Origin of the sequence: Pseudoneobacillus rhizosphaerae (assembly GCF_917563885.1) — a bacterium.
Classification (GTDB): Bacteria; Bacillota; Bacilli; order Bacillales; family Cytobacillaceae; genus Pseudoneobacillus; species Pseudoneobacillus rhizosphaerae.
Genome location: NZ_CAKJTG010000013.1, coordinates 28,323 through 51,575, shown reverse-complemented (window position 1 = coordinate 51,575; position 23,253 = coordinate 28,323). Strand labels below are relative to the sequence as shown.

The window sequence follows — 23,253 nt, the reverse complement described above, 5'->3', positions numbered from 1 at the left end:
ATGCAGCAAAGAGTACTAAAGGTATTAGAATTCTATAAAGTAAAAGAACAATTAATAACTTTCGCCTCATCTAGTTTAGGGATTGAAAAGGTGAACAACTTAATTCCATCTGCTAATTTTGATGAGGTTGTAAAATGGCAGGAAGAAACGGACGAAGCAGCTAAAGTTTTTAGACTAAAAGGGAACGTACCATTATCGGGCATTTTTAATATTCGTCCCCATGTGAAACGATCGGCGATAGGAAGTATTTTAAGTCCGCAAGAGTTAACACAAGTAGCAAGTACTATACGGGTAAGTCGCCAAATGAAGCGTTTTGTCGAAGATATGGTACAGGACCAAATTGAGCTACCGATCTTAAGCCAATATGTTAACAAAATAATCGTCTTAGCAGATTTAGAAGAAAAAATTAGAAATGCCATCGATGAAGGTGGAGAAGTAATGGATAGTGCGAGCGATACTCTTCGCTCATTACGTCAGCAATTGCGTGCAAACGAATCCCGTGTTCGTGAAAAATTAGAGAGCATGATTCGTTCTTCAAATGCTCAAAAAATGCTATCCGATTCCATTGTCACGATTCGAAATGACCGTTATGTTATTCCGGTTAAGCAGGAATACCGTGGCCACTACGGTGGAATTATACACGACCAAAGTTCTTCTGGTGCGACATTATTTATTGAACCTCAAGTCATTGTCCAATTAAATAACCAGTTGCAGGAAATAAGAGTAAAGGAACAACTGGAAATTGAACGAATTTTAGCAGAGCTTTCGGACTTCGTAGCAGAATTTGAACAAGATCTGTTAACGATTGTTTATGTTTTAACAGAACTAGACTTTATGTTTGCCAAGGCTCGTTTTGCCCATAAAATTAAAGCCTCAAAACCGTCTATTAATCAAGATGGACGAATTACATTATATAAAGCTCGCCATCCATTAATTCCAAAAGATGAAGTGGTGGCCAATGATGTCATGCTTGGAAAAGATTTCACTTCCATCGTTATTACTGGTCCCAACACGGGTGGTAAAACGGTAACGTTAAAAACGGTTGGTCTATGCGTATTGATGGCACAAGCTGGCTTACAAATTCCTGCTTTGGATGGCTCTGAGGTGGCGATATTTGACAATGTATACGCGGATATTGGTGATGAGCAGTCGATTGAGCAAAGCTTAAGTACTTTCTCCTCCCATATGGTTAACATTGTTGATATTCTAAAAAAAGTTGATTTTAATAGTCTCGTTCTTTTTGATGAATTAGGGGCCGGAACGGATCCACAGGAAGGTGCAGCTTTAGCGATTTCCATTTTAGACGAAGTTTACAAACGAGGAGCAAGAGTTATTGCTACCACCCACTATCCTGAATTAAAGGCTTATGGATATAACCGACCTGGTGTTGTGAATGCAAGTGTTGAATTTGACGTAGAAACGTTAAGTCCAACCTATAAGCTTCTCATCGGTGTTCCCGGCAGAAGTAATGCTTTTGAAATTTCAAAAAGGCTCGGCTTAAGTGATCATGTCATTGAAAATGCTCGAAATCAAATAAGTGCTGATACAAATCAAATTGAAAATATGATTGCATCACTTGAAAAAAGTAGACGAGAAGCAGAAGCGGATCGTTTAGAAGCAAATGACCTATTAAAAAATGCAGAAAAGCTTCATAAAGATATCCAAAATCAGATGATTGCCTTTTATGAACAAAAGGACTCAATGGTTGAAAAAGCTCAAGAAAAGGCTGCTGATATTGTTGATAAGGCTAAATCAGAGGCTGAATATATTATCAAAGAGCTTCGTAAGTTACGATTAGAAAAAAATGCTGAAGTAAAAGAGCATGAATTAATTGAAGCTAGGAAACGACTTGAAGAAGCTACACCAAAGGTGAAAAAGTCCTCACAAAGAGTCCAAACTAAGAATAAAGCACATACATTTACTTCAGGGGACGAAGTAAAAGTCCTTACCTTTGATCAAAAAGGAACTTTAATTGAGCAATCCTCAAATAAAGAATGGGTAGTTCAAATAGGGATTTTGAAAATGAAAGTAAACGAGAAGGACTTAGAATACATCAATACTCCAAAACAAAAAGAAATAAAACCAGTAGCGGTTGTAAAAGGAAAAGACTTCCATGTTAGTCTTGAACTAGACCTTCGAGGAGAGCGCTATGAAAACGCCTTAATGAGGGTAGAAAAGTATATTGATGATGCTTTATTGGCAGGCTATCCTCGCGTCTCCATTATTCACGGTAAAGGAACTGGAGCACTTAGACAAGGGGTAACGGAGTACTTAAAAAATCATCGATCCGTTAAACGAGCGCGATTTGGAGATGCAGGTGAAGGTGGTATTGGGGTAACCATTGTAGAATTTAAATAAAGGGGTGGCGCATAATGAGTGAATTTTGGGAAAATGTCTTTGTAAGAACTGCAGCCAATTATAGTGTCGTCATCCTTTGTATCATCGTCTTTTTAGCGGTTTTTGAGCTTGTGACGAAATATAGAAATTGGGAAGAAATCAAAAATGGGAATTTAGCTGTTGCTATGGCGACAGGTGGAAAAATATTTGGAGTGGCTAATATTTTTCGATTTTCAATCATGCAGCACGATAGTCTTTTAACTGTTATTAGCTGGGGAGTATTTGGCTTTTTTCTATTACTTATTGGTTATTTTATTTTTGAATTTTTAACTCCAAAGTTTAATATTGATAAAGAAATTGAAAATGATAATCGTGCGGTTGGATTTATTGCACTCGTCATCTCAGTTGGACTTTCCTATGTTATTGGTGCAGGAATCCTGTAAGGAGCGAATGAAGTGGAAAAGTTATCTAAGATTCTACTGGTATTATGTGGTGGATTCATATTAGTTGGCCTAATTTGGTTGTTATTTTTTGCCTAAGTCAACATAGATCAAAACTACCTAGTAAGTGCTGGGTAGTTTTTTCATTGTCATTTAAAGGCCCAGTATATTATAATAAAAGAGATAATTTATAATTTGAATTTTCTAACTATTGCAAAAAGAGAAAAGGAGGTCAAATCGTGCAGATCGAAAAACCATGGCTAAAGCATTACCCTGAAGAAATCCCACATACACTAACTTATTCTTCACAACCAGTACAACAATATTTAGTAAATGCAGCTAAAGAATTCCCTGATAAGAGTGCTATTCACTTCATGGGAAAAGAATCAAGCTTTAAAGACATTTATGAAAAAGCAACGAAGCTAGCTGCTTATTTACAGCATTTGGGGATTTCTAAAGGTGACCGTGTCGCTATCATGTTGCCCAATATTCCTCAAACAGTTATCAGCTATTTTGGCGTACTATTAGCAGGTGGTGTTGTCGTCATGACTAACCCACTTTATATGGAGAGGGAAATTGAATATCAAATGAATGATTCAGGTGCAAAAATGATTATCACACTTGATATTTTATTTCCAAGAGTATCAAAAGCCATGCCTAGTACCCAACTAAAACACATCATTGTAACCGCTATCAAAGATGCACTGCCTTTTCCTAAAAACCTCATTTATCCATTTATTCAAAAAAAGCAATATGGTATAGTCGTCAACGTGAAGCATGCCGGGAGTCAACATTTATTAACAGAAATTTTAAAGCAGCCAGCTAAATCGTTAAAGACAGTTGATTTTGATTTTGAAGAAGATATTGCGTTATTACAATATACCGGCGGGACAACTGGTTTTCCTAAGGGAGTAATCCTTACACATAAAAATCTCATTGCAAATGCCACTATGTGCAAGTTTTGGATGTATAAATGTAAACGAGGCGAAGAAAAGGTATTGGGCATCATACCGTTTTTTCATGTTTATGGGATGACGACTGTCATGGTATTATCCGTCATGCAAGCCTTTGAAATGATACTTTTGCCAAAGTTTGATCCAGAAACGACTTTAAAGACCATACAAAAGCAACGCCCTACTTTGTTTCCTGGAGCGCCAACCCTTTATATTGGACTGTTAAATCATCCCGACTTATCAAAATATGATTTATCCTCCATAGATTCTTGTATTAGTGGTTCAGCACCACTTCCCGTAGAAGTTCAACAAAACTTTGAAGAGGTTACCGGTGGAAAACTAGTAGAGGGTTTTGGGTTAACGGAATCGTCACCTGTCACTCATTCTAATTTTCTATGGGATCGTCCAAGAGTAAAGGGAAGCATCGGAGTTCCATGGCCAGATACAGAGGCAGCGATTTTTTCAATGGAAAATGGTGAACCAGTACCACCAGGTGAAATTGGTGAGCTTGCGGTCTTTGGTCCTCAAGTGATGAAGGGCTATTGGAATAAACCAGAGGATACAGCTCAAACACTACGGAATGGTTGGCTGTTAACAGGTGACTTAGGTTACATGGATGAAGATGGCTATTTTTACATCGTTGATCGTAAAAAGGATATGATTATAGCGGGTGGATTTAATATTTATCCTCGGGAAATTGAAGAGGTATTATACGAGCATCCAGACGTCCAGGAAGTGGTAGCGGCAGGTGTGCCTGACCCATATCGAGGTGAAACGGTTAAAGCTTATGTGGTATTAAAGGAAGAAGCAAATGTTACGGAAGAAGATCTTAACCAATTTGCAAGAAAGCATTTAGCTGCCTATAAAGTTCCTAGAATATACGAATTTAGAAAAGAACTACCTAAAACGGCTGTTGGTAAAATTTTAAGAAGAGCATTGGTTGATGAAGAAAAGAAGAAAATAGAGGAGCTTACAAAACAAGCGTGAAGACCTTCCTGAGTCGAATTTCGGCTCATCCTTTTTTGCTAAAAGCTTGTCCCAACTTCTAGATAAATAATTAAATTCATAGTATTCTTGACACAAGGATGGTTTCTTACTATTATAGAAATATGAATGACTATTCATTCATTTCTATAATAGTAAGTGACCTCTTTTTATGGAGTGAAATATGGATGAAAAAAAACAAACCAAAATATATGCAAATCATTGATGCGGCGGTTGTTGTTATTGCCGAAAATGGCTACCATCAAGCACAGGTTTCTAAGATTGCAAAACAAGCGGGTGTCGCTGATGGAACCATTTATCTTTATTTTAAAAACAAAGAAGATATATTAATATCACTTTTTCAAGAAAAGATGGGAACATTTGTTGAAAAAATCCAACAAAAAATTGCAGGAAAAGAAAGCGCAGTAGAGAAATTATTAATGATGGTCAAATTGCATTTTCAATTGCTCTCAGAAGATCATCATTTGGCTATCGTAACCCAATTGGAATTAAGACAATCAAATAAAGACCTTCGCCTTAAAATTAATGATGTTCTTAAAAACTATTTACAGGTAGTAGACCAAATTCTACTAGAAGGTAAAGAAAAGGGAGAGTTTAGCCCTGAATTAGATATTCGACTTGCACGCCAAATGATTTTTGGAACGATGGATGAAACAATTACATCATGGGTCATGAATGAACAACGCTATGATCTACCTTCACTTGCACCATCCGTCCATCAGCTCCTGATTAGCGGCTGCGGTTATAAATCTTAAATGTTTCACACTAGGAGGATATAAAATGGAATATTTAAAATGGTCTTTTGAAGACCAGATTGCTACTATCACAATTGAAAGACCTCCGGCAAATGCCTTATCTTCAGGGCTTCTAAAGGAAATATCATCTGTATTAGATGAAGTGGAAAAAAATAAGGAAATTAGGGTTATCGTCATTCATGGCGAGGGGCGCTTCTTTTCTGCTGGTGCAGATATTAAAGAATTTACTGAGGTTTCTTCCGAAGAAGAATTTGCCAAGCTTGGGGAATACGGTCAAAATTTATTTGAACGTATGGAGAAGTTTCCAAAGCCTATTATTGCCGCCATCCATGGGGCTGCACTAGGTGGTGGATTAGAATTAGCTATGGCTTGTCACTTCCGTTTAGTCTCGGAAACTGCTAAACTAGGATTGCCTGAACTTTCATTAGGCCTAGTTCCTGGCTTTGCTGGATCACAGCGTCTACCCAAATATGTTGGGGTTGCAAGAGCAGCTGAAATGCTGTTTACAAGCGATCCAATATCAGGACTGGAAGCTGTACAGTATGGATTAGCTAATCATGCGTATCCAGATGGTGAGGTTTTAGAAAACGCTTACAAGATTGCAAGGAAAATCGCCAAGAAAAGTCCAGTCTCAATTCGTGCTGCCATTGAGCTCTTAAATTATTCGAAAACGCCAGAATTTTATGCTGGGGTAAAGCAAGAAGCTTATCTTTTCGGTAAAGTATTTGGCTCAGAAGATGGACAAGAGGGTATTGCGGCGTTTTTAGAGAAAAGAGAACCGCAATTCAAAGGGAAATAATTTTTTTGAAATTAATTTTTTTAATCTTTTGAACTAACGAATTTTTCAGGAGGGGAAACAATGAACATCTATGTATTATTAAAAAGAACATTCGATACTGAAGAAAAAATTACTATCTCTGGTGGAAAAATTAATGAAGATGGTGCTGAATTCATCATTAACCCATATGATGAGTACGCTGTTGAGGAAGCTATTCAAGTTCGAGATGCTCACGGTGGGGAAGTAACGGTTATTACTGTTGGCGGAGAAGATGCTGAAAAGCAATTAAGAACAGCACTAGCTATGGGTGCTGATAAAGCAGTTCTTGTTAATATAGAAGATGATGTGGAGAATGGAGATCAATTCACTACATCGAAAATTATATCTGAATACCTAAAGGATAAAAACGCTGATTTAATTATCGGTGGGAATGTGGCTATCGATGGTGGATCTGGTCAAGTAGCTCCTCGGGTTGCTGAGCTACTTAACATTCCTTACGTAACAACGATCACAAAGCTTGAAATCGATGGTACAAATGTAAAGATTGTCCGCGATGTAGAGGGTGACTCCGAAGTAATCGAGACAACATTACCATTACTTGTAACGGCTCAGCAAGGTTTAAATGAACCACGTTACCCGTCATTACCAGGGATCATGAAAGCTAAGAAAAAGCCATTAGACGAACTTGAGCTTGATGACTTAGATCTTGAAGAAGATGATGTTGCTGCGAAAACGAAAACGATTGAAATATTTTTACCAGCTCAAAAAGAAGCTGGAAGAATTCTAAACGGTGATCTTTCTGACCAAGTGAAGGAATTAGTTCAACTTCTTCATACTGAAGCAAAAGTAGTATAAAATCACTTTATTTTTATAGCACAGGAGGTTAAACAAATGGCGAGAAAAGTATTAGTATTAGGTGAAGTACGTGATGGTTCACTACGTAATGTTTCATTTGAAGCGGTTGCTGCTGGCAAAGCTGTTTCTGAAGGTGGCGAAGTAGTCGGAGTATTAATTGGAGAATCGGTAAACACTTTAGCACAAGAATTAATTCAATTTGGTGCAGATCGTGTTGTAACAGTAGAGAATGAAAAAGTAGCGTCTTATACTTCTGATGGCTTTTCACAATCATTATTAGCAGTATTGGAAGCAGAAAAAGCTGAAGGTCTTATTTTAGGGCACACAGCACTTGGGAAGGACTTAGCTCCGAAACTTGCTGCTAAATTACAGGCTGGATTAGTTTCTGACGCAACTGCTATTGAAGTAGCTGGAGGAAACGTTGTATTTACACGTCCAATCTATTCTGGAAAAGCCTTTGAAAAAAAGATTTTTACAGATAGCTTTATTTTCGCAACTGTACGTCCAAATAATATTGGAGTTTTAGAAAAAGATGAATCAAGAACAGGAAATGTTTCATCTATTTCTGTAGATGTTAAAGATTTACGTACCGTTATTAAAGAAGTTGTTCGCAAAGCTACTGAAGGCGTTGATTTATCAGAAGCTAAAGTAGTTGTTGCCGGCGGACGTGGTGTAAAAAGCGAAGATGGTTTTGAACCATTAAAAGAGCTTGCTTCGGTACTTGGTGGGGCAGTCGGTGCATCTCGTGGTGCATGTGACGCTGAATACTGTGATTATTCTTTACAAATTGGTCAAACAGGTAAAGTTGTTACACCTGACCTTTACATTGCATGTGGTATTTCTGGAGCTATTCAGCATTTAGCAGGGATGTCCAATTCAAAGGTAATCGTTGCAATAAACAAAGATCCTGAAGCGAACATCTTTAAAGTAGCTGACTACGGTATCGTAGGTGACCTATTCGAAGTAGTTCCGATGCTGACAGAAGAGTTTAAAAAGCTAAAGGTTAATGCATAAAAATATATTCGGTGGCCCTTGAGGAGTTCAGGGTCGCCGTTTTTTTACCATGAGAAAAATAATAAATAACGAATAGTACATTGCTCCCAAGGGAATTTTAGTTAAGGAGCAAATAATTAGCGTGATTGATGATTGAATGATATACTGACGTTAGATTTTTAGTATATATTAGGAGGCAAATTAAATGGCAATTACAAATGTAACTGATGCAAACTTCTCTTCTGAAACAGGCTCTGGCGTTGTTTTAGCAGATTTCTGGGCACCTTGGTGTGGACCTTGTAAAATGATCGCTCCAGTATTAGAAGAACTTGATAGTGAATTAGGCGATAAAGTTAAAATCGTTAAACTTGATGTAGATGATAACCAAGAAACCGCTGGACAATTTGGCGTTATGAGCATTCCGACTTTAATCGTTTTTAAAGACGGCAAACAAGTTGACAAAGTTTTAGGCTTCCAACCAAAAGAAGCATTAGAAAATCTTGTAAAAAAACACTTATAATAATAAAGGCCTTAGTGAGCAAAAGCTTATCTAAGGCTTTTTTATTTCACTTTAACAAATTAAAAATGGGCTGTATAATGTAAAGTGAAATTGAAAAAGGGGTGGTCAGTTGTGAATGAAGTAATCAAGAACAAATTGTCCTTACTGCCTGACCAACCTGGCTGTTATCTTATGAAGGATCGCCAAGGAACGATTATTTATGTAGGGAAGGCAAAAATACTAAAAAATAGAGTTCGTTCTTACTTCACTGGATCTCATGATGGGAAAACCTTGAGACTTGTTGGTGAGATTGAGGACTTTGAATATATTGTAACTTCTTCAAATATTGAAGCGCTATTACTTGAAATAAATCTAATAAAAAAACATGATCCAAAATACAATGTGATGCTAAAGGATGATAAAACATACCCTTTTATTAAATTAACTGCAGAGAAACATCCTAGACTCATTACAACCCGCCAGGTTAAGAAAGACAAAGGGAAATATTTCGGTCCTTATCCGAATGTCCAAGCTGCAAATGAAACAAAAAAACTGTTGGATAAAATTTATCCACTAAGAAAATGTTCTACCTTACCAGATCGTGTTTGTCTGTACTATCATATGGGACAATGCTTAGCACCTTGTGTTTATAATGTAGATGATGCCAAGTATAAAGAATTAACGGACGAAATTACTCGTTTTCTAAATGGTGGCTATAAAGAAATCAAAAAGGACTTAACCGAAAAAATGACTGCTGCCGCCGAGGAATTGGATTTTGAAAGAGCGAAGGACTTTCGTGACAAGATTGTTCATATTGAAGCAACAATGGAAAAACAAAAAATTACAATGACTGACTTTACTGATAGGGATGTATTTGGATATGCCGTTGATAAAGGGTGGATGTGTGTCCAAGTATTTTTTGTCAGACAAGGTAAATTGATTGAACGAGATGTCTCGCTGTTTCCGATTTACAATGAACCAGAAGAGGAAATATTAACGTTTCTCGGCCAATTTTATACAAAAGCAAATCACTTTAAGCCAAAGGAAATTCTGATTTCAAATTCAATAGACGAAGAAATACTTGAGAATTTACTAGAAGTAAAAGTTATCAAGCCTCAACGTGGACAAAAAGAGGATTTAGTTAAACTAGCAGAAAAGAATGCTAGCATCGCTTTAAAAGAAAAATTTTCTTTAATTGAAAAAGATGAGGATCGAACAATAAAAGCAGTTGAGAATCTCGGTACTGCATTAGGAATCTATACACCTCATAGGATTGAAACCTTTGATAACTCTAACATACAAGGAACTAGTCCTGTTTCAGCGATGGTAGTTTTCATTGATGGGAAGCCTGAGAAAAGGGAGTATCGGAAATATAAAATCAAGACGGTTCAAGGACCTGACGACTATGAATCCATGCGTGAGGTAGTAAGACGTCGCTATAGTCGAGTTCTACAAGAAAATCTACCTCTACCAGATTTAATCATCATAGATGGCGGAAAAGGTCATATTGAATCAGTAAGAGATATACTAGAAAACGAGCTAGGTTTGGATATCCCGTTAGCTGGATTAGCAAAGGATGAAAAACATAGAACCTCACAGCTTTTATATGGAAATCCTTTAGAAGTAATTCCACTAGGTAGAACAAGTCAGGAATTCTACCTTTTACAACGGATTCAGGATGAAGTCCATCGTTTTGCGATTACCTTTCATAGACAAATTCGTGGTAAAGGAGTTTTTCAATCATTACTGGATGAAATAGAAGGTATTGGTGAAAAACGAAAGAAAGCATTACTCAAGCATTTTGGGTCTGTCAAAAAAATGAAGGAAGCTAAAATGGAAGATTTTACAGCAATAGGGATACCGGTAAATGTAGCCAATGAGCTCTTGAAAAAGTTACAAGAATAAGGTTGTCGGTGCAGGAACCCTATGCTATAATAAGTGAAAATTAAATTACAAACACTTTAATTAAGTGATGGTAGAGGTGCGAGCCTTAATAGTAAAAGTTTGGAGAAGATTGAGCTTCTGTGAAAAACTTTGAAAGGATTGCTCGCCGAAGTGGAGAAAGACTCATTCTTTTCTTTGCTGGTCCTGCGTTTAAAAAATGTAGGATTGTCAAGATGAAATATCTTGGAGAGCTATCTCACATTGTGAATATGCGTAATTTTATTTACGTTTACTAAAGCAATGAGAGAATAACTCTTATTGCTTTTTTTGTTTTTTAAGGGAAAGTTAGAATTAAATCAACGGAAAGAAGGGGAAAAAGTGGGCTTAATCGTTCAGAAATTTGGAGGAACATCAGTCGGAAGTGCAGAAAAAATTAAAAATGTCGCTACACGGGTTTTAGAAGAAAAAAATAATGGCAATGACGTAGTAGTTGTCGTTTCAGCAATGGGCAAAACAACAGATGTATTGGTTTCTTTAGCTAAAGAACTCTCATCAAACCCATCTAAAAGAGAAATGGATATGCTGTTATCAACTGGAGAGCAAGTAACGATTTCCTTACTAGCAATGGCTCTAGCCGAACAAGGAGTTAAAGCGGTTTCCTATACTGGATGGCAAGCAGGAATCTCAACAGAAAGCATACATAGTAATGCTCGTATTACTAAAATTGATACGAAAGTGATTGCAAACCAACTTGCTGCTGGCAACGTAGTTGTTGTTGCAGGTTTTCAAGGGATTTCCGAAGCAGGTGAAATCACAACCCTCGGTCGTGGTGGCTCTGATACAACAGCTGTTGCATTGGCTGCCGCTTTAAATGCAGATAAATGTGATATTTATACAGATGTAACCGGTGTTTTTACAACTGATCCCCGTTATGTAAAAGAAGCAAGAAAGCTATTATCCGTTTCGTATGACGAAATGCTAGAACTTGCTAATTTAGGTGCAGGTGTTCTTCATCCTCGAGCGGTAGAATTTGCTAAAAATTATCAAATTCCTTTAGAGGTGAGATCAAGTATGGAAAGAGAATCCGGAACTATTATTGAGGAGGAAGCAAGCATGGAACAAAATCTAGTCGTTCGTGGAGTAGCATTTGAAGATGAAATTACAAGAGTAACGGTGTTAGGCTTGCCCCAATCAATAACAAGTCTATCTACCATTTTTACAACTCTAGCAGCAAATCGAATCAATGTTGATATTATCATCCAAAGCACAACAGCAGAGGACACAACAAATTTATCATTTTCGATTAAAACGGAAAGCCTAGATGAAACACTTCAAGTACTTGAAGACAATAAAGAAACGTTAAAGTTTAATCGAATTGAAAGTGAAGTTGGATTAGCTAAAGTTTCAATTGTAGGCTCTGGAATGATATCTAACCCAGGGGTGGCAGCCGAGATGTTTGCATCTCTAGCCAAAAATCAAATTCAGGTGAAAATGGTAAGCACCTCTGAAATAAAGGTTTCAACCGTCGTCGAGAAGGAACATATGTTAAACGCTGTTCAAGTACTACACGAAACTTTTGAACTGACAGGAGCTTTTGCGAACGCGTAAAAAGTAGGGGGTGTCCATATCTGGACACCCTTCATCCTTATTTTTGGATAATATCTTTATGATCCCATCTTACGGTAATTTCTACAATTCCAGCCTTTTTTTGAATTTGTTCATAGGCTTCAGAAATCATTCCTATTTGGGTCTCGATTTGTTGGGCTAGAAAACCTGCCTCTAATTTAAAATGGGCATCCGGTTTTAGTAGAATTCGATTTCTTATTAAAGGACTTGTTAGTTCAAATAATAGTTCGTCTTTTAATTCCTTTTTTACTGTTAAAGCTCCCCAGCCAGCTTCTTCAAAAAATGCCGATATTTCATTAAGGTTTTGAAGTAGATGTGTTCGGGCCAAATGCTTACCTGACCAATATAGAATATCAGGCGCATCTTTACCCAGTATATTAGTTAATAGTTCTTCACGGATAAGTTCATAACCAAATGAAGGAACGGAAATGTCTTCAAGTGTGATTTCATGCTCTGCACTTCGAGTCTTTTTCAAGATGTTTCTCCTCTCTTTCTATTATTCTATTATAATCAAAATTTCCTTTCTATTTTCAAAAAAGAAGGGAAATAATTAATTTAAATCCTTTACCATAATTATTATTACCAATTATTAATATGATTTTATTGGTAAAATTTTTTGTTTTTAATAAAAAGATTTATGACATTTAGCGGGAAGAGATAATTCAGAATTTTAGAAATTCTATATTTGTAAAACATTTTATGTATACGGTTTCTTGACGCATATACTTGATGGGGGTAAAATGAACATGTCACATAATTGTAAGAAAAGTGTCGAAACTTTTTCACAGTGATAATAGGATATACATCCTACATAGGGGAAGTTAGGAAGAAGAATCAATTTTTAAAATTTAAGGGGGGTACATTATGGCAGGTAATCGAGAGTTTTTAAATCGCAGGTTGCACTCATTGTTAGGAGTAATTCCAGTTGGTCTTTTTTTAATGCAGCATATGGTAGTAAATCAGTTTGCTACAGGGGGAGAAGAAGCTTTTAATAAAGCTGCTGCATTTATGGAGCATCTTCCATTTCGTTATTTGTTAGAGACCTTTGTAATTTTCTTACCATTATTATTCCATGCAATCTACGGACTTTATATTGCTTTTACTGCTAAAAACAATGCAAGTCGTTATGGATTCTTTCGTAACTGGATGTTCTTATTGCAACGTGTATCAGGTGTCATTACATTAATTTTTATCACATGGCATGTATGGGAAACACGTGTTGCAGCTGCTTTCGGATCAGAAGTTAATTTTCAAATGATGGAGAATATTTTATCTAATCCATTTATGTTCTGGTTCTATGTTGTTGGGGTTGTTTCAACTACTTTCCACTTTGCAAATGGACTTTGGTCATTCATGGTAAGCTGGGGTATTACTGTAACACCTCGCTCACAAGTCATTTCAACATATGTGACGATTGTGATTTTTATTGCGACTTCATTTGTATTTGTTAATACATTATTTGCATTTGTATCATAAGAGAAACTATTGAAATATGAAAGATTTACGATATAGGGAGTGAGTCACGATGAGTAAAGGTAAAGTGATTGTTGTCGGTGGCGGACTAGCCGGCTTAATGGCAACAATCAAAGTTGCAGAAACCGGTACACCGGTTGAATTATTCTCATTAGTACCTGTTAAACGTTCTCACTCTGTTTGTGCCCAAGGCGGTATTAACGGAGCGGTAAATACTAAAGGAGAAGGAGATTCTCCGTGGGAGCATTTTGATGATACTGTTTATGGTGGGGACTTTCTTGCAAACCAACCACCTGTAAAAGCAATGACTGAAGCTGCACCAGGAATTATTCATTTATTAGACCGTATGGGAGTTATGTTCAATAGAACGCCAGAAGGTTTACTAGATTTCCGTCGTTTCGGTGGTACACAACACCATCGTACAGCATTTGCGGGAGCAACAACAGGCCAACAATTATTGTACGCATTAGATGAGCAGGTACGTCGTTATGAGGTAGCAGGTCTTGTTACAAAATATGAAGGCTGGGAATTTTTAGGATCGGTTATTGACGATGAAGGTGTTTGTCGTGGTATCGTAGGACAAAACTTAATTTCTATGGAAATTAAATCCTTTGCATCTGATGCTGTCATTCTTGCAACTGGTGGTCCTGGAATTATTTTTGGAAAAACAACTAATTCCGTAATTAACACTGGATCTGCTGCAGCAATTGCTTATCAACAAGGTGTTTATTATGCAAATGGTGAATTTATCCAAATTCATCCAACTGCGATTCCTGGGGATGATAAGCTTCGTCTTATGAGTGAATCAGCTCGTGGTGAAGGTGGCCGTGTTTGGACGTATAAAGATGGAAAACCTTGGTACTTCTTGGAAGAGAAATATCCTGCGTATGGAAATCTTGTTCCGCGTGACATTGCAACTCGTGAGATATTTGACGTATGTGTCGAGCAAAAGCTTGGAATTAACGGTGAAAACATGGTTTACCTTGATCTTTCTCATAAGGATCCGAAAGAGCTTGATATTAAGCTCGGTGGAATTATTGAAATTTATGAGAAATTCATGGGGGATGACCCACGTAAAGTTCCAATGAAGATTTTCCCTGCTGTTCATTACTCTATGGGTGGATTATGGGTAGATTATGACCAAATGACGAATGTTCCTGGACTTTTTGCAGCTGGTGAGTGTGATTATTCACAGCATGGTGCGAATCGTTTAGGTGCTAACTCCCTTCTTTCTGCGATTTATGGTGGGATGGTTGCAGGACCGAATGCAGTTCGCTATATGAGTGGTTTAGAAAAGAGTGCAGACTCCATTTCTTCTACAGTTTACGATCGCTCTGTTAAACAGGAAGAAGATAAATGGAATAACATTATGTCACTGAACGGTACTGAAAATGCTTATGTTATTCATAAAGAGCTTGGAGAATGGATGACTGACAATGTTACTGTTGTTCGTCATAATGATAAACTTCGAAGAACTGATGATAAAATTCAAGAATTACTTGAGCGTTATCAAAATATTAACATAAATGATACAGCTAAGTGGAGCAATCAAGGGGCGATTTTCACTCGTCAACTACAAAACATGCTTCAGCTTTCTCGTGTCGTTACGATTGGTGCACTTAACCGTAATGAAAGCCGTGGAGCTCATTACAAGCCAGAATTCCCAGATCGTAATGATGAGGAATTCTTAAAAACTACTATGGCTAAGTTTGTTGATGCAAAAGCAGCACCAGCATTCCATTATGAAGATGTAGACACTTCGTTAATAAAGCCGCGTAAGCGTGACTATTCGAAGAAAAAGGGAGAGTAGAAAGGTATGTCTGAACAAAAAACAGTTAAGTTTATTATTTCGCGACAAGACAGTCCTGATTCAGCTCCTTATACGGAAGAATTTGAACTAGCTTATCGCCCAAATATGAATGTTATTTCTGCTTTAATGGAGATTCGTCGTAATCCGAAAGATGCAAAAGGAACAGATACAACTCCTGTAACTTGGGATATGAACTGTTTAGAAGAAGTTTGTGGAGCTTGTTCCATGATCATTAACGGTAAACCGCGTCAATCTTGTTCAGCACTAGTTGATCAACTAGAGCAACCTATCCGTCTTGAGCCGATGAGAACCTTCCCGGTTGTGCGTGATTTACAAGTTGACCGTAGCCGCATGTTTGATTCATTGAAAAAGGTAAAAGCTTGGATCCCAATTGATGGAACATACGACTTAGGACCCGGTCCTCGTATGCCAGAAACGAAGCGTCAATGGGCTTATGAATTATCTAAATGTATGACTTGTGGTGTTTGTTTAGAAGCTTGTCCGAATGTAAATACCAATTCTAATTTCATTGGACCTGCACCTTTATCACAAGTTCGTTTGTTCAATGCGCATCCAACTGGGGAAATGAACAAAGCAGAACGCCTTCAAGCTATTATGGGAGATGGCGGACTTGCAAACTGTGGTAACTCACAAAACTGTGTTCAATCATGTCCAAAAGGAATTCCTTTAACTACATCTATTGCTGCACTAAACCGTGACACAACGTTCCAAGCATTCAAAAACTTCTTCGGAAGCGATCAAGTATAAACACAAGAACCCCCCTTCCTCAAATGAGAAAAGGGGGTTCTTTAATCCTTTAAAGCGCCGGGGGACAGTCCCCCGGCGCTTTAAAGGATTAAAGAAATGTTCCCCTTTTGGTGTAAGTAGGCTATAATTAGAGAATGAACATTCATTCATTTTAGAATAGGGGGACTGTTTGAAATGAGTAGAATCTCTTATATTGAAGATTTTTCAGTTTGGCAGGAGGAATTTTCTTTTTTTAATTCTGTAAAAGTGCGTTTTTCGGAAACAGATATGTTTGGGCATGTGAACAATACGGTGGCATTTTCGTATTTTGAAGAAGCAAGAATTGAATTTTTTAAAAGTAAAGGTTTTATGCAGGAGTGGTTGAAGCAAGAAAACGATACGATTCCTGTTGTTGCCAATCTTCAATGTGATTTCTTAGCCCAGGTCTATTTCGGAGAAACACTCAAAATTTATGTTAAAGCGCCTAATGTGGGTAAATCTTCGGTAGATTTACATTATATGGGACAAAAGGAAGATGGAAGCATTTGTTTTGTAGGTAGAGGAACGATGGTTCAAATGTCTAAAAGCACGGGTAAAGGTAGTCCTTGGACAGATGAAATGAAACAATTACTTCTACAAAATAAGAGGATAGAAGCATAACTCAGCGTTTTAATGGCAATTAATTTTATTTATTTCTCTTTTTAAGAATATAGTCACTTCATGGCCCCCCTTCACATAAGATATGGTGACTAAATCTATACCCATCCCACGGTTCAAAGCTGGCGAAGGCAAGGAGGGTTACAGTACTTGAAGGAGAATGAATATACTCACAAGCCATTACTCACAAAAAGAGAAAGAGAAGTATTTGAGCTGTTGGTCCAAGATAAGACGACTAAGGAAATCGCTAGTGATTTATTTATAAGCGAAAAAACAGTTCGAAACCACATATCAAATGCCATGCAAAAGCTTGGTGTTAAGGGGCGTTCACAAGCGGTTGTAGAGCTCCTTCGTATGGGAGAGCTAGAACTTTAAAGTTGACCGGCAATCATTAATGGTGATTGCCGGTTAAAATTCATATCTTCTTGAAATTTTGCAGAAAAAAGGAGAAAATATAAATAGGATGTTTGTTGTAAACTTATAACATCAAAGAAGTTACACAAGGAACATAAAACAGTTAAAGGTTAGACCTTATAATAATGATACGAATAGACGTAATAAGGGAGATGGTAACGTTGAAATTAGAAGAAGTTGAAAAGAACCTAGCAGTTAATATAGTTGCAGACATTGAGAAAGAGTTAAGGTACATATCTGGGCTTGTAAAGCAAAAAGGAAGAGAAATTTTAAGCAACTATACAATTACTCCTCCACAATTTGTTGCATTGCAATGGTTATTTGAATTTGGAGACATGACAATCGGTGAGCTTTCAAATAAAATGTTCTTGGCCTGTAGCACAACAACCGATTTAGTAGATCGGATGGAAAAGAATCAACTTGTTTTGCGTGTAAAGGATCCTAATGATCGTAGAGTAGTACGTATCCATCTATTAGAAGAAGGTGAACGTATTATTGATGAAGTAATTAAGAAAAGACAAGCATACCTACATGGTGTTCTGAAAAATTCCTCCACAAGTGAAATTGAATCGTTAAAAGCGAATTTATTAAAATTACATCAAGATATGCGAGTAGAATGAGGCGAGATGCTTGAAACAACCGATTGGTATAATTGATTCTGGTGTTGGTGGTTTAACGGTTGCAAAGGAAGTTATGCACCAATTGCCAAACGAACAAATTTTTTATGTTGGGGATACTGCTAGATGTCCTTATGGTCCGCGTTCGAGCGAAGAAGTAAAGCTGTTTACATGGCAGCTAACTCATTTCCTTCTGAAAAAAAATATAAAAATGTTGGTTATTGCATGCAATACTGCAACGGCTGTTGTCCTTGAGGAAATGCGTGAGACCTTACCTATTCCAGTGATTGGTGTTATTTATCCTGGAGCTAGGGCTGCATTGAAGGTAACCCAAAATCACCGTGTCGGAATTATTGGAACTATAGGAACTGTAAAGAGTGGTGCTTATGAAAAGGCACTAAAATCATATAATCAAAAAGTAAGAGTAGAAAGCTTAGCCTGTCCAAAATTTGTTCCACTTGTAGAAAGTGGAGAGTTTAATGGTCCAATTGCTAAAAAAATAGTAGCAGAAACATTGCAGCCACTATTAGATAAACAACTAGACACACTAATTTTAGGCTGTACCCATTATCCCTTATTAGAGCCGTTAATAAAAAATGTTATGGGACAAACTGTTAATATTATTAGTTCCGGGGACGAAACAGCAAACGATATGAGTGCTATACTTCATCATAACCGCTTATTAAATCCGTCAACTGAAGAACCAGTTCACGAGTTTTTTACAACTGGATCAACAACTATTTTTAGAAATATTGCCTCCAAATGGTTGAATAAGCAGATTGAAAATGTTCGACATATAAAGATTGATTAAAGAATCCTTACTACTAAAAATAGATAGGATTCTTTTTTTTTTGCTAATGTCCCATTTTTCTTTTAAAAGACGGTCTATTTTTTAAAAATAGCTCGTATACATGTTAGTACAAACAGTATTAGGAGGGATTTTCATGTCTATCAAAAAAACAACTGGCCTCGTATCAGCTGTCCTAGTTTCGTCTGTTCTTCTTTCAGGATGTGGATTATTTGGAGGAGAAGAAAAAACACAAATTGATCCACCACAGGAAGTATCGTATTTGGAAGATGGGCAACAATTTGTTGAAACAAAAGAAACGACAGGTGCTGAGACTACTGCCGGTGAAGAAGTTGGAGAAGGCTCTGTTATGACAGAGCTATACTTAATCGATAAAAATGGTTACGTTGTACCTCAAACAGTTGCTTTGCCACCAAAAGAAGCGGTAGCAACACAGGCATTAGAATACTTAGTTGCAAATGGTCCTGTATCTGAAATGCTTCCAAATGGATTCCGGGCTGTCCTACCAGCCGATACAAATGTAACAGTTAACGTAAATGGTGGTGTGGCAACAGTAGACTTTTCAAAGGAGTTTAAAAATTATCAGCCTAAGGATGAAATGAAAATTCTTGAAGCAGTTACTTGGACATTAACACAATTTGATTCGATTAAAAAAGTAAAGTTCCAAATGAACGGTCATGAAATGACAGAAATGCCTGTAAATGGAACTCCGATTAATTCAGAGGTTAGCCGTAACAATGGAATTAATATGGATACTAAAGAAGTTGTCGATATTTCAAATACCAAGCCTGTAACCGTTTATTATCTTGGTGGAGATGCAAAGAATTACTATTACGTACCTGTAACAAAGCGTGTTAGCAATGAAACAACAGATCCAGTTGTAGCAGTTGTTAACGAATTGATTAAAGGACCAAATATTTCTTCAGGTCTAGTTTCTGAATTTTTATCTTCAGTTGAATTACTAGATAAGCCATCAGTAGCTGCTGGTAAAGTAACATTAAACTTTAATGAAGACGTCTACGGGAAATTTGATGAAAAAATGGTTTCTGAACATTTACTTACATCACTAGTTCTTTCCCTAACCGAACAACAAGGTATTGAAAGTGTTGCCGTAATGGTTGATGGAGATGCAAACATTGTTAACGAAAAAGGAGAAAAGCTCAGCGAACCAGTTACTCGTCCAGAAAAAGTAAACACAGGTAGTTTCTAATAAATATAATTTGATATACTATATAATGACAATGAAAGAGGTAGGCATGATTGCCGCCTCTTCGTTTTTGTTAACATCTATTGTAAAGAGCTTAAAGTAGGAGGAAATAGAATGCGCTTTGATGGAAGACAAGAGAACGAATTAAGACCAATACATATTGAAACTAGCTATTTAATGCACCCTGAAGGATCAGTCCTGATTACAGTGGGGGACACAAAAGTTATCTGTACGGCAAGTATCGAGGACCGAGTTCCTCCCTTTATGAGAAACCAAGGCAAAGGTTGGATAACAGCAGAATATGCTATGCTTCCAAGAGCTACTGGAACTAGAAATATTCGAGAATCCTCAAAAGGAAAAGTATCTGGAAGAACGATGGAAATTCAACGTTTGATCGGTCGAGCATTAAGAGCTGTTGTTAATCTAGAATCAATTGGCGAAAGGACGATTTGGATTGACTGTGATGTCATTCAAGCTGATGGTGGTACTCGTACAGCTTCCATAACTGGCGCCTACGTAGCAATGGTACAAGCCTTACATAAGCTACAGGTAAATCGATCCATTTCGAAATTCCCAGTCCATGACTTTTTAGCCGCAACAAGTGTTGGTATTTTAGAAAATGGTAAAACTGTTCTCGATTTAAATTATGTAGAAGATTCTGCCGCCCAAGTTGATATGAATGTGGTAATGACGGGAAATGGTGAATTTGTTGAATTACAAGGAACAGGAGAAGAATCAACATTTTCGTATAATCAGTTAAATGAGATGTTAAAATCTGCCCAGGAAGGCTTAATGGAGTTATTTGAACACCAAAAAGCAGCTCTGGGTGATGATGTTGTAAAGCTAATCACTGCTACGAAAAAGGGGAAAAGCAAATGAAGGAAATCGTTGTAGCAACTAAAAACAAAGGGAAAGCCAAGGAATTTGAAAAACTATTTTCAGCGCATGGCTTTCAAGTTAAAACACTATTAGATTACCCGGAAATCGGTGAGGTAGAGGAAACAGGAACTACTTTTGAAGAAAATGCTGTTCTAAAAGCTGAAGCTGTATCAAAGCAATTAAATCACCCTGTCATTGCTGATGATTCGGGATTAATTGTCGATGCACTTGAGGGAAGACCAGGTATTTATTCAGCGCGATATGCTGGCGCTGAAAAAAGTGATGAAGCGAATATGGACAAGGTTCTTAACGAGCTTAAGGGCATTCCTGATGAAAAGAGGATAGCAAGATTTTATTGTGCTTTAGCTGTTGCTTTACCTGGCCAATCTACATATACAGTTTTTGGTACGTGTGAAGGCGAAATTTTAAGTGAACGCAGAGGAAACAATGGCTTTGGTTATGATCCCATTTTTTATGTATATGAAAAAAAACGTGCTATGGCTGAATTAAGCTCAGAAGAAAAAAATTCAATTAGCCATCGGGCTAAGGCACTTGAAAAATTAGGACAAGATATCGAAATGATCCTTTCAGGTGTGGGTGTGGATGAGTAAGGTACTAGTTTTAAGTGATAGTCATGGATTAACCTCTGAACTATTACATATTAAAGAAAAGCATAAGGATGATGTGAATTTATTTCTTCACTGCGGTGATTCAGAATTACCAGCTAATGATCCAGCCTTAGAAGGATTTAGTGTTGTACGAGGCAACTGTGATTATGATGAAGAATTCCCTGAAGATTCTATACAGGTAGTGAAGGATAAGAAGATTATGATTACCCATGGTCACCTTTACCATGTGAAATCTTCGCTCACGCGCCTATCATACCGTGCCCAAGAACTAGAGGCCAAAATAGTTTGTTTTGGGCATTCTCATATTCTTGGAGCTGAAATGGTAAACGGTATTTTATTTCTAAATCCCGGTAGTATTCGTCTCCCAAGGCAACGAAAAGAGAAAACTTACTGTATTTTAGAAGTAATAGATGACAAAATCATCTTAAATGTATATGATATTAACCTAGGGCAAATAACCGAATTAAGTCATGAATTTATTGTTTCATCATAGTTTGGGTTGAGGGGGGCACTCCCCTCAGCTTTTAAAAAAAATATTATTAATGTGTTGACTTTTTGTTGTCATACTACTATAATAAAAAATGTCTTAAGGAATTATATTATGTCCCAGTAGCTCAGCTGGATAGAGCAACGCCCTTCTAAGGCGTCGGTCGGGAGTTCGAATCTCTCCTGGGACGTACCAAAAACACAAAAAACTCACTTACAATAAGTGAGTTTTTTGTGTTTTAAGAATCACCATGCTACACTAACGTACAAGAAACGTTTAAGGCGGAAATGCTATGAAAAAGCGAAAGAAAAACAAGCCACATAAAGATAATATCTTTCTTTTTCCTAATGTGGATAAGCTTTTGATGGAAAAAGGTTTAGAGAAAATCAAGAATAAAAGATTTACTGAAGCTATTGAATTTTTAGAGAATGGCAGGGAATTGGCTCAGGAAAATGAAGAAATTGCTCTTGGATTAATCATTGCCTATTTTGAAGCAGGCAACCTATTAGCAGCTAAAAATCTAGCACAGGACAGCCTTCATAAAGGTTTCAGTGATTATTTCCAATTATTTGATGTTTATATCATGATATTACTTCAATTAAACGAATATGAGGAAATTGTCTCTACTATTCAAGCACTGATTGATGAGCGAGAGGTGCCACTTGATAAATTAGATAACTTTACTAAAATCCTCGAATTTAGTAAAAGGAAAATTGAGACTGAATTTAGTAAAACGAGTCAGTGTTCTTACGATTATGATGAAGGCAAGGATTTCGATATATTACAATATAAAAACTTAAATGATCAGTTTCTTGCCATAGCTGGATTAGCCCATGCAAACGTTAGGGTCTATTTAAGAGGGATTAAAGAATACTTGCAGCTAGATAAGGGGCATCCGTTTCTTAAAACGATGCTTCTCCAATTACTAAAGGAACAAGAAGTTAGCGAAGAACTCGTACTCGTTAAATTTAATCAAACTCTTTCTATTAATCCAGATCAACTAGTTGCAATTGATTTATATTTAGACAGTCCTGATATTACCAATATTTTTAAGCGAGTAATCGAACAAAGAAATCCTACTCTCTATGAAAGTATTAAAGCTATTATGAATCGTCATTCCTTTCTTCTATTTCCGATAGAACGTGTTCCGCAAAACCCTTATATTTGGGCTGCGGCCTATCATTTTATTGCACTAGAGTACCATGGTGAAACAATTTCAATAGACAAACTGGCAAAAAAATATGAAGTTGAACAAGAAGCTATTAGTAAAACGATCCTCTTTATTAGAGAATTAGAAGAAATTTCTTCTCCTATTATATAGTCTAGGATGTTGAAAGAAAGGAATCGTATGTTATAATGTAGTGGTTGTAATGTGTGAAATAACATATTTTACATGAGGA

General features: G+C 36.9%; 23 protein-coding genes, 1 tRNA gene and 1 riboswitch. Of the genes, 23 read left to right on the top strand and 1 reads right to left on the bottom strand.

Features of this window, described 5'->3' with window-relative positions; all coding sequences use genetic code 11:
- From LRP83_RS12765 to LRP83_RS12720, 10 genes are all read left to right on the top strand, one after another.
- Entirely contained in the window at positions 1-2,358 is a 2,358-nt protein-coding gene (locus tag LRP83_RS12765; protein WP_230497083.1) for an endonuclease MutS2, read from the top strand.
- Between the two features lie 14 nt (positions 2,359-2,372).
- Positions 2,373-2,780: a DUF350 domain-containing protein gene (locus LRP83_RS12760; RefSeq protein WP_230497082.1), complete on the top strand. Its 408-nt coding sequence runs from the start codon at positions 2,373-2,375 to the stop codon at positions 2,778-2,780.
- 242 nt (positions 2,781-3,022) lie between these two features.
- Positions 3,023-4,717 carry an AMP-binding protein gene (locus LRP83_RS12755; protein ID WP_435531355.1) on the top strand — a complete coding sequence of 565 codons (1,695 nt, stop codon included), beginning with the start codon at positions 3,023-3,025 and terminating at the stop codon, positions 4,715-4,717.
- Positions 4,718-4,902: 185 nt separating this feature from the next.
- Complete coding sequence (fadR, locus tag LRP83_RS12750) at positions 4,903-5,490, top strand: fatty acid metabolism transcriptional regulator FadR (protein ID WP_435531354.1); 588 nt, start codon at positions 4,903-4,905, stop codon at positions 5,488-5,490.
- Positions 5,491-5,515: 25 nt separating this feature from the next.
- Positions 5,516-6,289, top strand: a complete 774-nt coding sequence (locus LRP83_RS12745) for an enoyl-CoA hydratase (RefSeq protein WP_230497079.1) — start codon at positions 5,516-5,518, stop codon at positions 6,287-6,289.
- Between the two features lie 60 nt (positions 6,290-6,349).
- Positions 6,350-7,123 carry an electron transfer flavoprotein subunit beta/FixA family protein gene (locus tag LRP83_RS12740; protein ID WP_230497078.1) on the top strand — a complete coding sequence of 258 codons (774 nt, stop codon included), beginning with the start codon at positions 6,350-6,352 and terminating at the stop codon, positions 7,121-7,123.
- A 36-nt stretch (positions 7,124-7,159) separates the two neighbouring features.
- Complete coding sequence (locus tag LRP83_RS12735) at positions 7,160-8,137, top strand: electron transfer flavoprotein subunit alpha/FixB family protein (protein ID WP_230497077.1); 978 nt, start codon at positions 7,160-7,162, stop codon at positions 8,135-8,137.
- A gap of 184 nt (positions 8,138-8,321) precedes the next feature.
- The gene (gene trxA, locus LRP83_RS12730) at positions 8,322-8,636 is read left to right on the top strand and encodes a thioredoxin (protein WP_230497076.1); all 315 of its coding nucleotides are present in this window, start codon (positions 8,322-8,324) and stop codon (positions 8,634-8,636) included.
- Between the two features lie 111 nt (positions 8,637-8,747).
- Positions 8,748-10,520, top strand: a complete 1,773-nt coding sequence (gene uvrC, locus LRP83_RS12725) for an excinuclease ABC subunit UvrC (RefSeq protein ID WP_230497075.1) — start codon at positions 8,748-8,750, stop codon at positions 10,518-10,520.
- A gap of 63 nt (positions 10,521-10,583) precedes the next feature.
- Positions 10,584-10,761: riboswitch (Lysine riboswitch) on the top strand.
- Positions 10,762-10,877: 116 nt separating this feature from the next.
- Complete coding sequence (locus tag LRP83_RS12720; protein ID WP_230497074.1) at positions 10,878-12,107, top strand: aspartate kinase; 1,230 nt, start codon at positions 10,878-10,880, stop codon at positions 12,105-12,107.
- Positions 12,108-12,144: 37 nt separating this feature from the next.
- On the opposite strand, the gene LRP83_RS12715 is transcribed toward LRP83_RS12720, so the two are convergent.
- Positions 12,145-12,600: a YslB family protein gene (locus tag LRP83_RS12715; RefSeq protein ID WP_230497073.1), complete on the bottom strand. Its 456-nt coding sequence runs from the start codon at positions 12,598-12,600 to the stop codon at positions 12,145-12,147.
- Positions 12,601-12,989: 389 nt separating this feature from the next.
- Here LRP83_RS12715 and LRP83_RS12710 point away from each other — a divergent pair, with 389 nt between their 5' ends.
- From LRP83_RS12710 to LRP83_RS12650, 13 genes are all read left to right on the top strand, one after another.
- The gene (locus LRP83_RS12710) at positions 12,990-13,601 is read left to right on the top strand and encodes a succinate dehydrogenase cytochrome b558 subunit (RefSeq protein WP_230497072.1); all 612 of its coding nucleotides are present in this window, start codon (positions 12,990-12,992) and stop codon (positions 13,599-13,601) included.
- A gap of 49 nt (positions 13,602-13,650) precedes the next feature.
- A complete protein-coding gene (gene sdhA / locus LRP83_RS12705; RefSeq protein ID WP_230497071.1) occupies positions 13,651-15,408 on the top strand; it encodes a succinate dehydrogenase flavoprotein subunit in 1,758 nt (585 codons plus the stop codon).
- 6 nt (positions 15,409-15,414) lie between these two features.
- Positions 15,415-16,176 (top strand): succinate dehydrogenase iron-sulfur subunit, encoded by a 762-nt coding sequence (gene sdhB / locus LRP83_RS12700; protein WP_230497070.1) that lies wholly within the window; start codon positions 15,415-15,417, stop codon positions 16,174-16,176.
- A 174-nt stretch (positions 16,177-16,350) separates the two neighbouring features.
- Positions 16,351-16,815, top strand: coding sequence for an acyl-CoA thioesterase (locus LRP83_RS12695; protein ID WP_230497069.1), 465 nt, complete (start codon positions 16,351-16,353; stop codon positions 16,813-16,815).
- Positions 16,816-16,962: 147 nt separating this feature from the next.
- Positions 16,963-17,187, top strand: a complete 225-nt coding sequence (locus LRP83_RS12690) for a helix-turn-helix domain-containing protein (protein ID WP_230497068.1) — start codon at positions 16,963-16,965, stop codon at positions 17,185-17,187.
- A 200-nt stretch (positions 17,188-17,387) separates the two neighbouring features.
- Entirely contained in the window at positions 17,388-17,846 is a 459-nt protein-coding gene (locus tag LRP83_RS12685; RefSeq protein ID WP_230497067.1) for a MarR family winged helix-turn-helix transcriptional regulator, read from the top strand.
- A 10-nt stretch (positions 17,847-17,856) separates the two neighbouring features.
- Positions 17,857-18,654 carry a glutamate racemase gene (racE, locus tag LRP83_RS12680; protein ID WP_230497066.1) on the top strand — a complete coding sequence of 266 codons (798 nt, stop codon included), beginning with the start codon at positions 17,857-17,859 and terminating at the stop codon, positions 18,652-18,654.
- Positions 18,655-18,787: 133 nt separating this feature from the next.
- Positions 18,788-19,861: a GerMN domain-containing protein gene (locus LRP83_RS12675; protein WP_230497065.1), complete on the top strand. Its 1,074-nt coding sequence runs from the start codon at positions 18,788-18,790 to the stop codon at positions 19,859-19,861.
- A 111-nt stretch (positions 19,862-19,972) separates the two neighbouring features.
- A complete protein-coding gene (gene rph, locus LRP83_RS12670) occupies positions 19,973-20,737 on the top strand; it encodes a ribonuclease PH (RefSeq protein ID WP_230497064.1) in 765 nt (254 codons plus the stop codon).
- Positions 20,734-21,348 (top strand): XTP/dITP diphosphatase, encoded by a 615-nt coding sequence (locus LRP83_RS12665; RefSeq protein WP_230497063.1) that lies wholly within the window; start codon positions 20,734-20,736, stop codon positions 21,346-21,348. Before rph ends, LRP83_RS12665 begins: the two co-directional genes overlap by 4 nt.
- Positions 21,341-21,859 (top strand): metallophosphoesterase, encoded by a 519-nt coding sequence (locus LRP83_RS12660; RefSeq protein ID WP_230497062.1) that lies wholly within the window; start codon positions 21,341-21,343, stop codon positions 21,857-21,859. The genes LRP83_RS12665 and LRP83_RS12660 overlap by 8 nt, the downstream gene beginning before the upstream one ends.
- A gap of 110 nt (positions 21,860-21,969) precedes the next feature.
- Positions 21,970-22,043: transfer RNA gene (locus tag LRP83_RS12655), tRNA-Arg, on the top strand.
- A 102-nt stretch (positions 22,044-22,145) separates the two neighbouring features.
- The gene (locus LRP83_RS12650) at positions 22,146-23,174 is read left to right on the top strand and encodes a tetratricopeptide repeat protein (protein WP_230497061.1); all 1,029 of its coding nucleotides are present in this window, start codon (positions 22,146-22,148) and stop codon (positions 23,172-23,174) included.
- Positions 23,175-23,253 lie beyond the last annotated feature (79 nt).

Coding starts and splice junctions, on each gene's coding strand:
- LRP83_RS12765 (WP_230497083.1), top strand. CDS start 1: ATGCAGCAAAGAGTACTAAAGGTATTAGAATTCTATAAAGTAAAAGAA.
- LRP83_RS12760 (WP_230497082.1), top strand. CDS start 2,373: ATGAGTGAATTTTGGGAAAATGTCTTTGTAAGAACTGCAGCCAATTAT.
- fadR (WP_435531354.1), top strand. CDS start 4,903: ATGAAAAAAAACAAACCAAAATATATGCAAATCATTGATGCGGCGGTT.
- LRP83_RS12745 (WP_230497079.1), top strand. CDS start 5,516: ATGGAATATTTAAAATGGTCTTTTGAAGACCAGATTGCTACTATCACA.
- LRP83_RS12740 (WP_230497078.1), top strand. CDS start 6,350: ATGAACATCTATGTATTATTAAAAAGAACATTCGATACTGAAGAAAAA.
- LRP83_RS12735 (WP_230497077.1), top strand. CDS start 7,160: ATGGCGAGAAAAGTATTAGTATTAGGTGAAGTACGTGATGGTTCACTA.
- trxA (WP_230497076.1), top strand. CDS start 8,322: ATGGCAATTACAAATGTAACTGATGCAAACTTCTCTTCTGAAACAGGC.
- LRP83_RS12710 (WP_230497072.1), top strand. CDS start 12,990: ATGGCAGGTAATCGAGAGTTTTTAAATCGCAGGTTGCACTCATTGTTA.
- sdhA (WP_230497071.1), top strand. CDS start 13,651: ATGAGTAAAGGTAAAGTGATTGTTGTCGGTGGCGGACTAGCCGGCTTA.
- sdhB (WP_230497070.1), top strand. CDS start 15,415: ATGTCTGAACAAAAAACAGTTAAGTTTATTATTTCGCGACAAGACAGT.
- LRP83_RS12695 (WP_230497069.1), top strand. CDS start 16,351: ATGAGTAGAATCTCTTATATTGAAGATTTTTCAGTTTGGCAGGAGGAA.
- LRP83_RS12675 (WP_230497065.1), top strand. CDS start 18,788: ATGTCTATCAAAAAAACAACTGGCCTCGTATCAGCTGTCCTAGTTTCG.
- rph (WP_230497064.1), top strand. CDS start 19,973: ATGCGCTTTGATGGAAGACAAGAGAACGAATTAAGACCAATACATATT.
- LRP83_RS12665 (WP_230497063.1), top strand. CDS start 20,734: ATGAAGGAAATCGTTGTAGCAACTAAAAACAAAGGGAAAGCCAAGGAA.
- LRP83_RS12660 (WP_230497062.1), top strand. CDS start 21,341: ATGAGTAAGGTACTAGTTTTAAGTGATAGTCATGGATTAACCTCTGAA.
- LRP83_RS12650 (WP_230497061.1), top strand. CDS start 22,146: ATGAAAAAGCGAAAGAAAAACAAGCCACATAAAGATAATATCTTTCTT.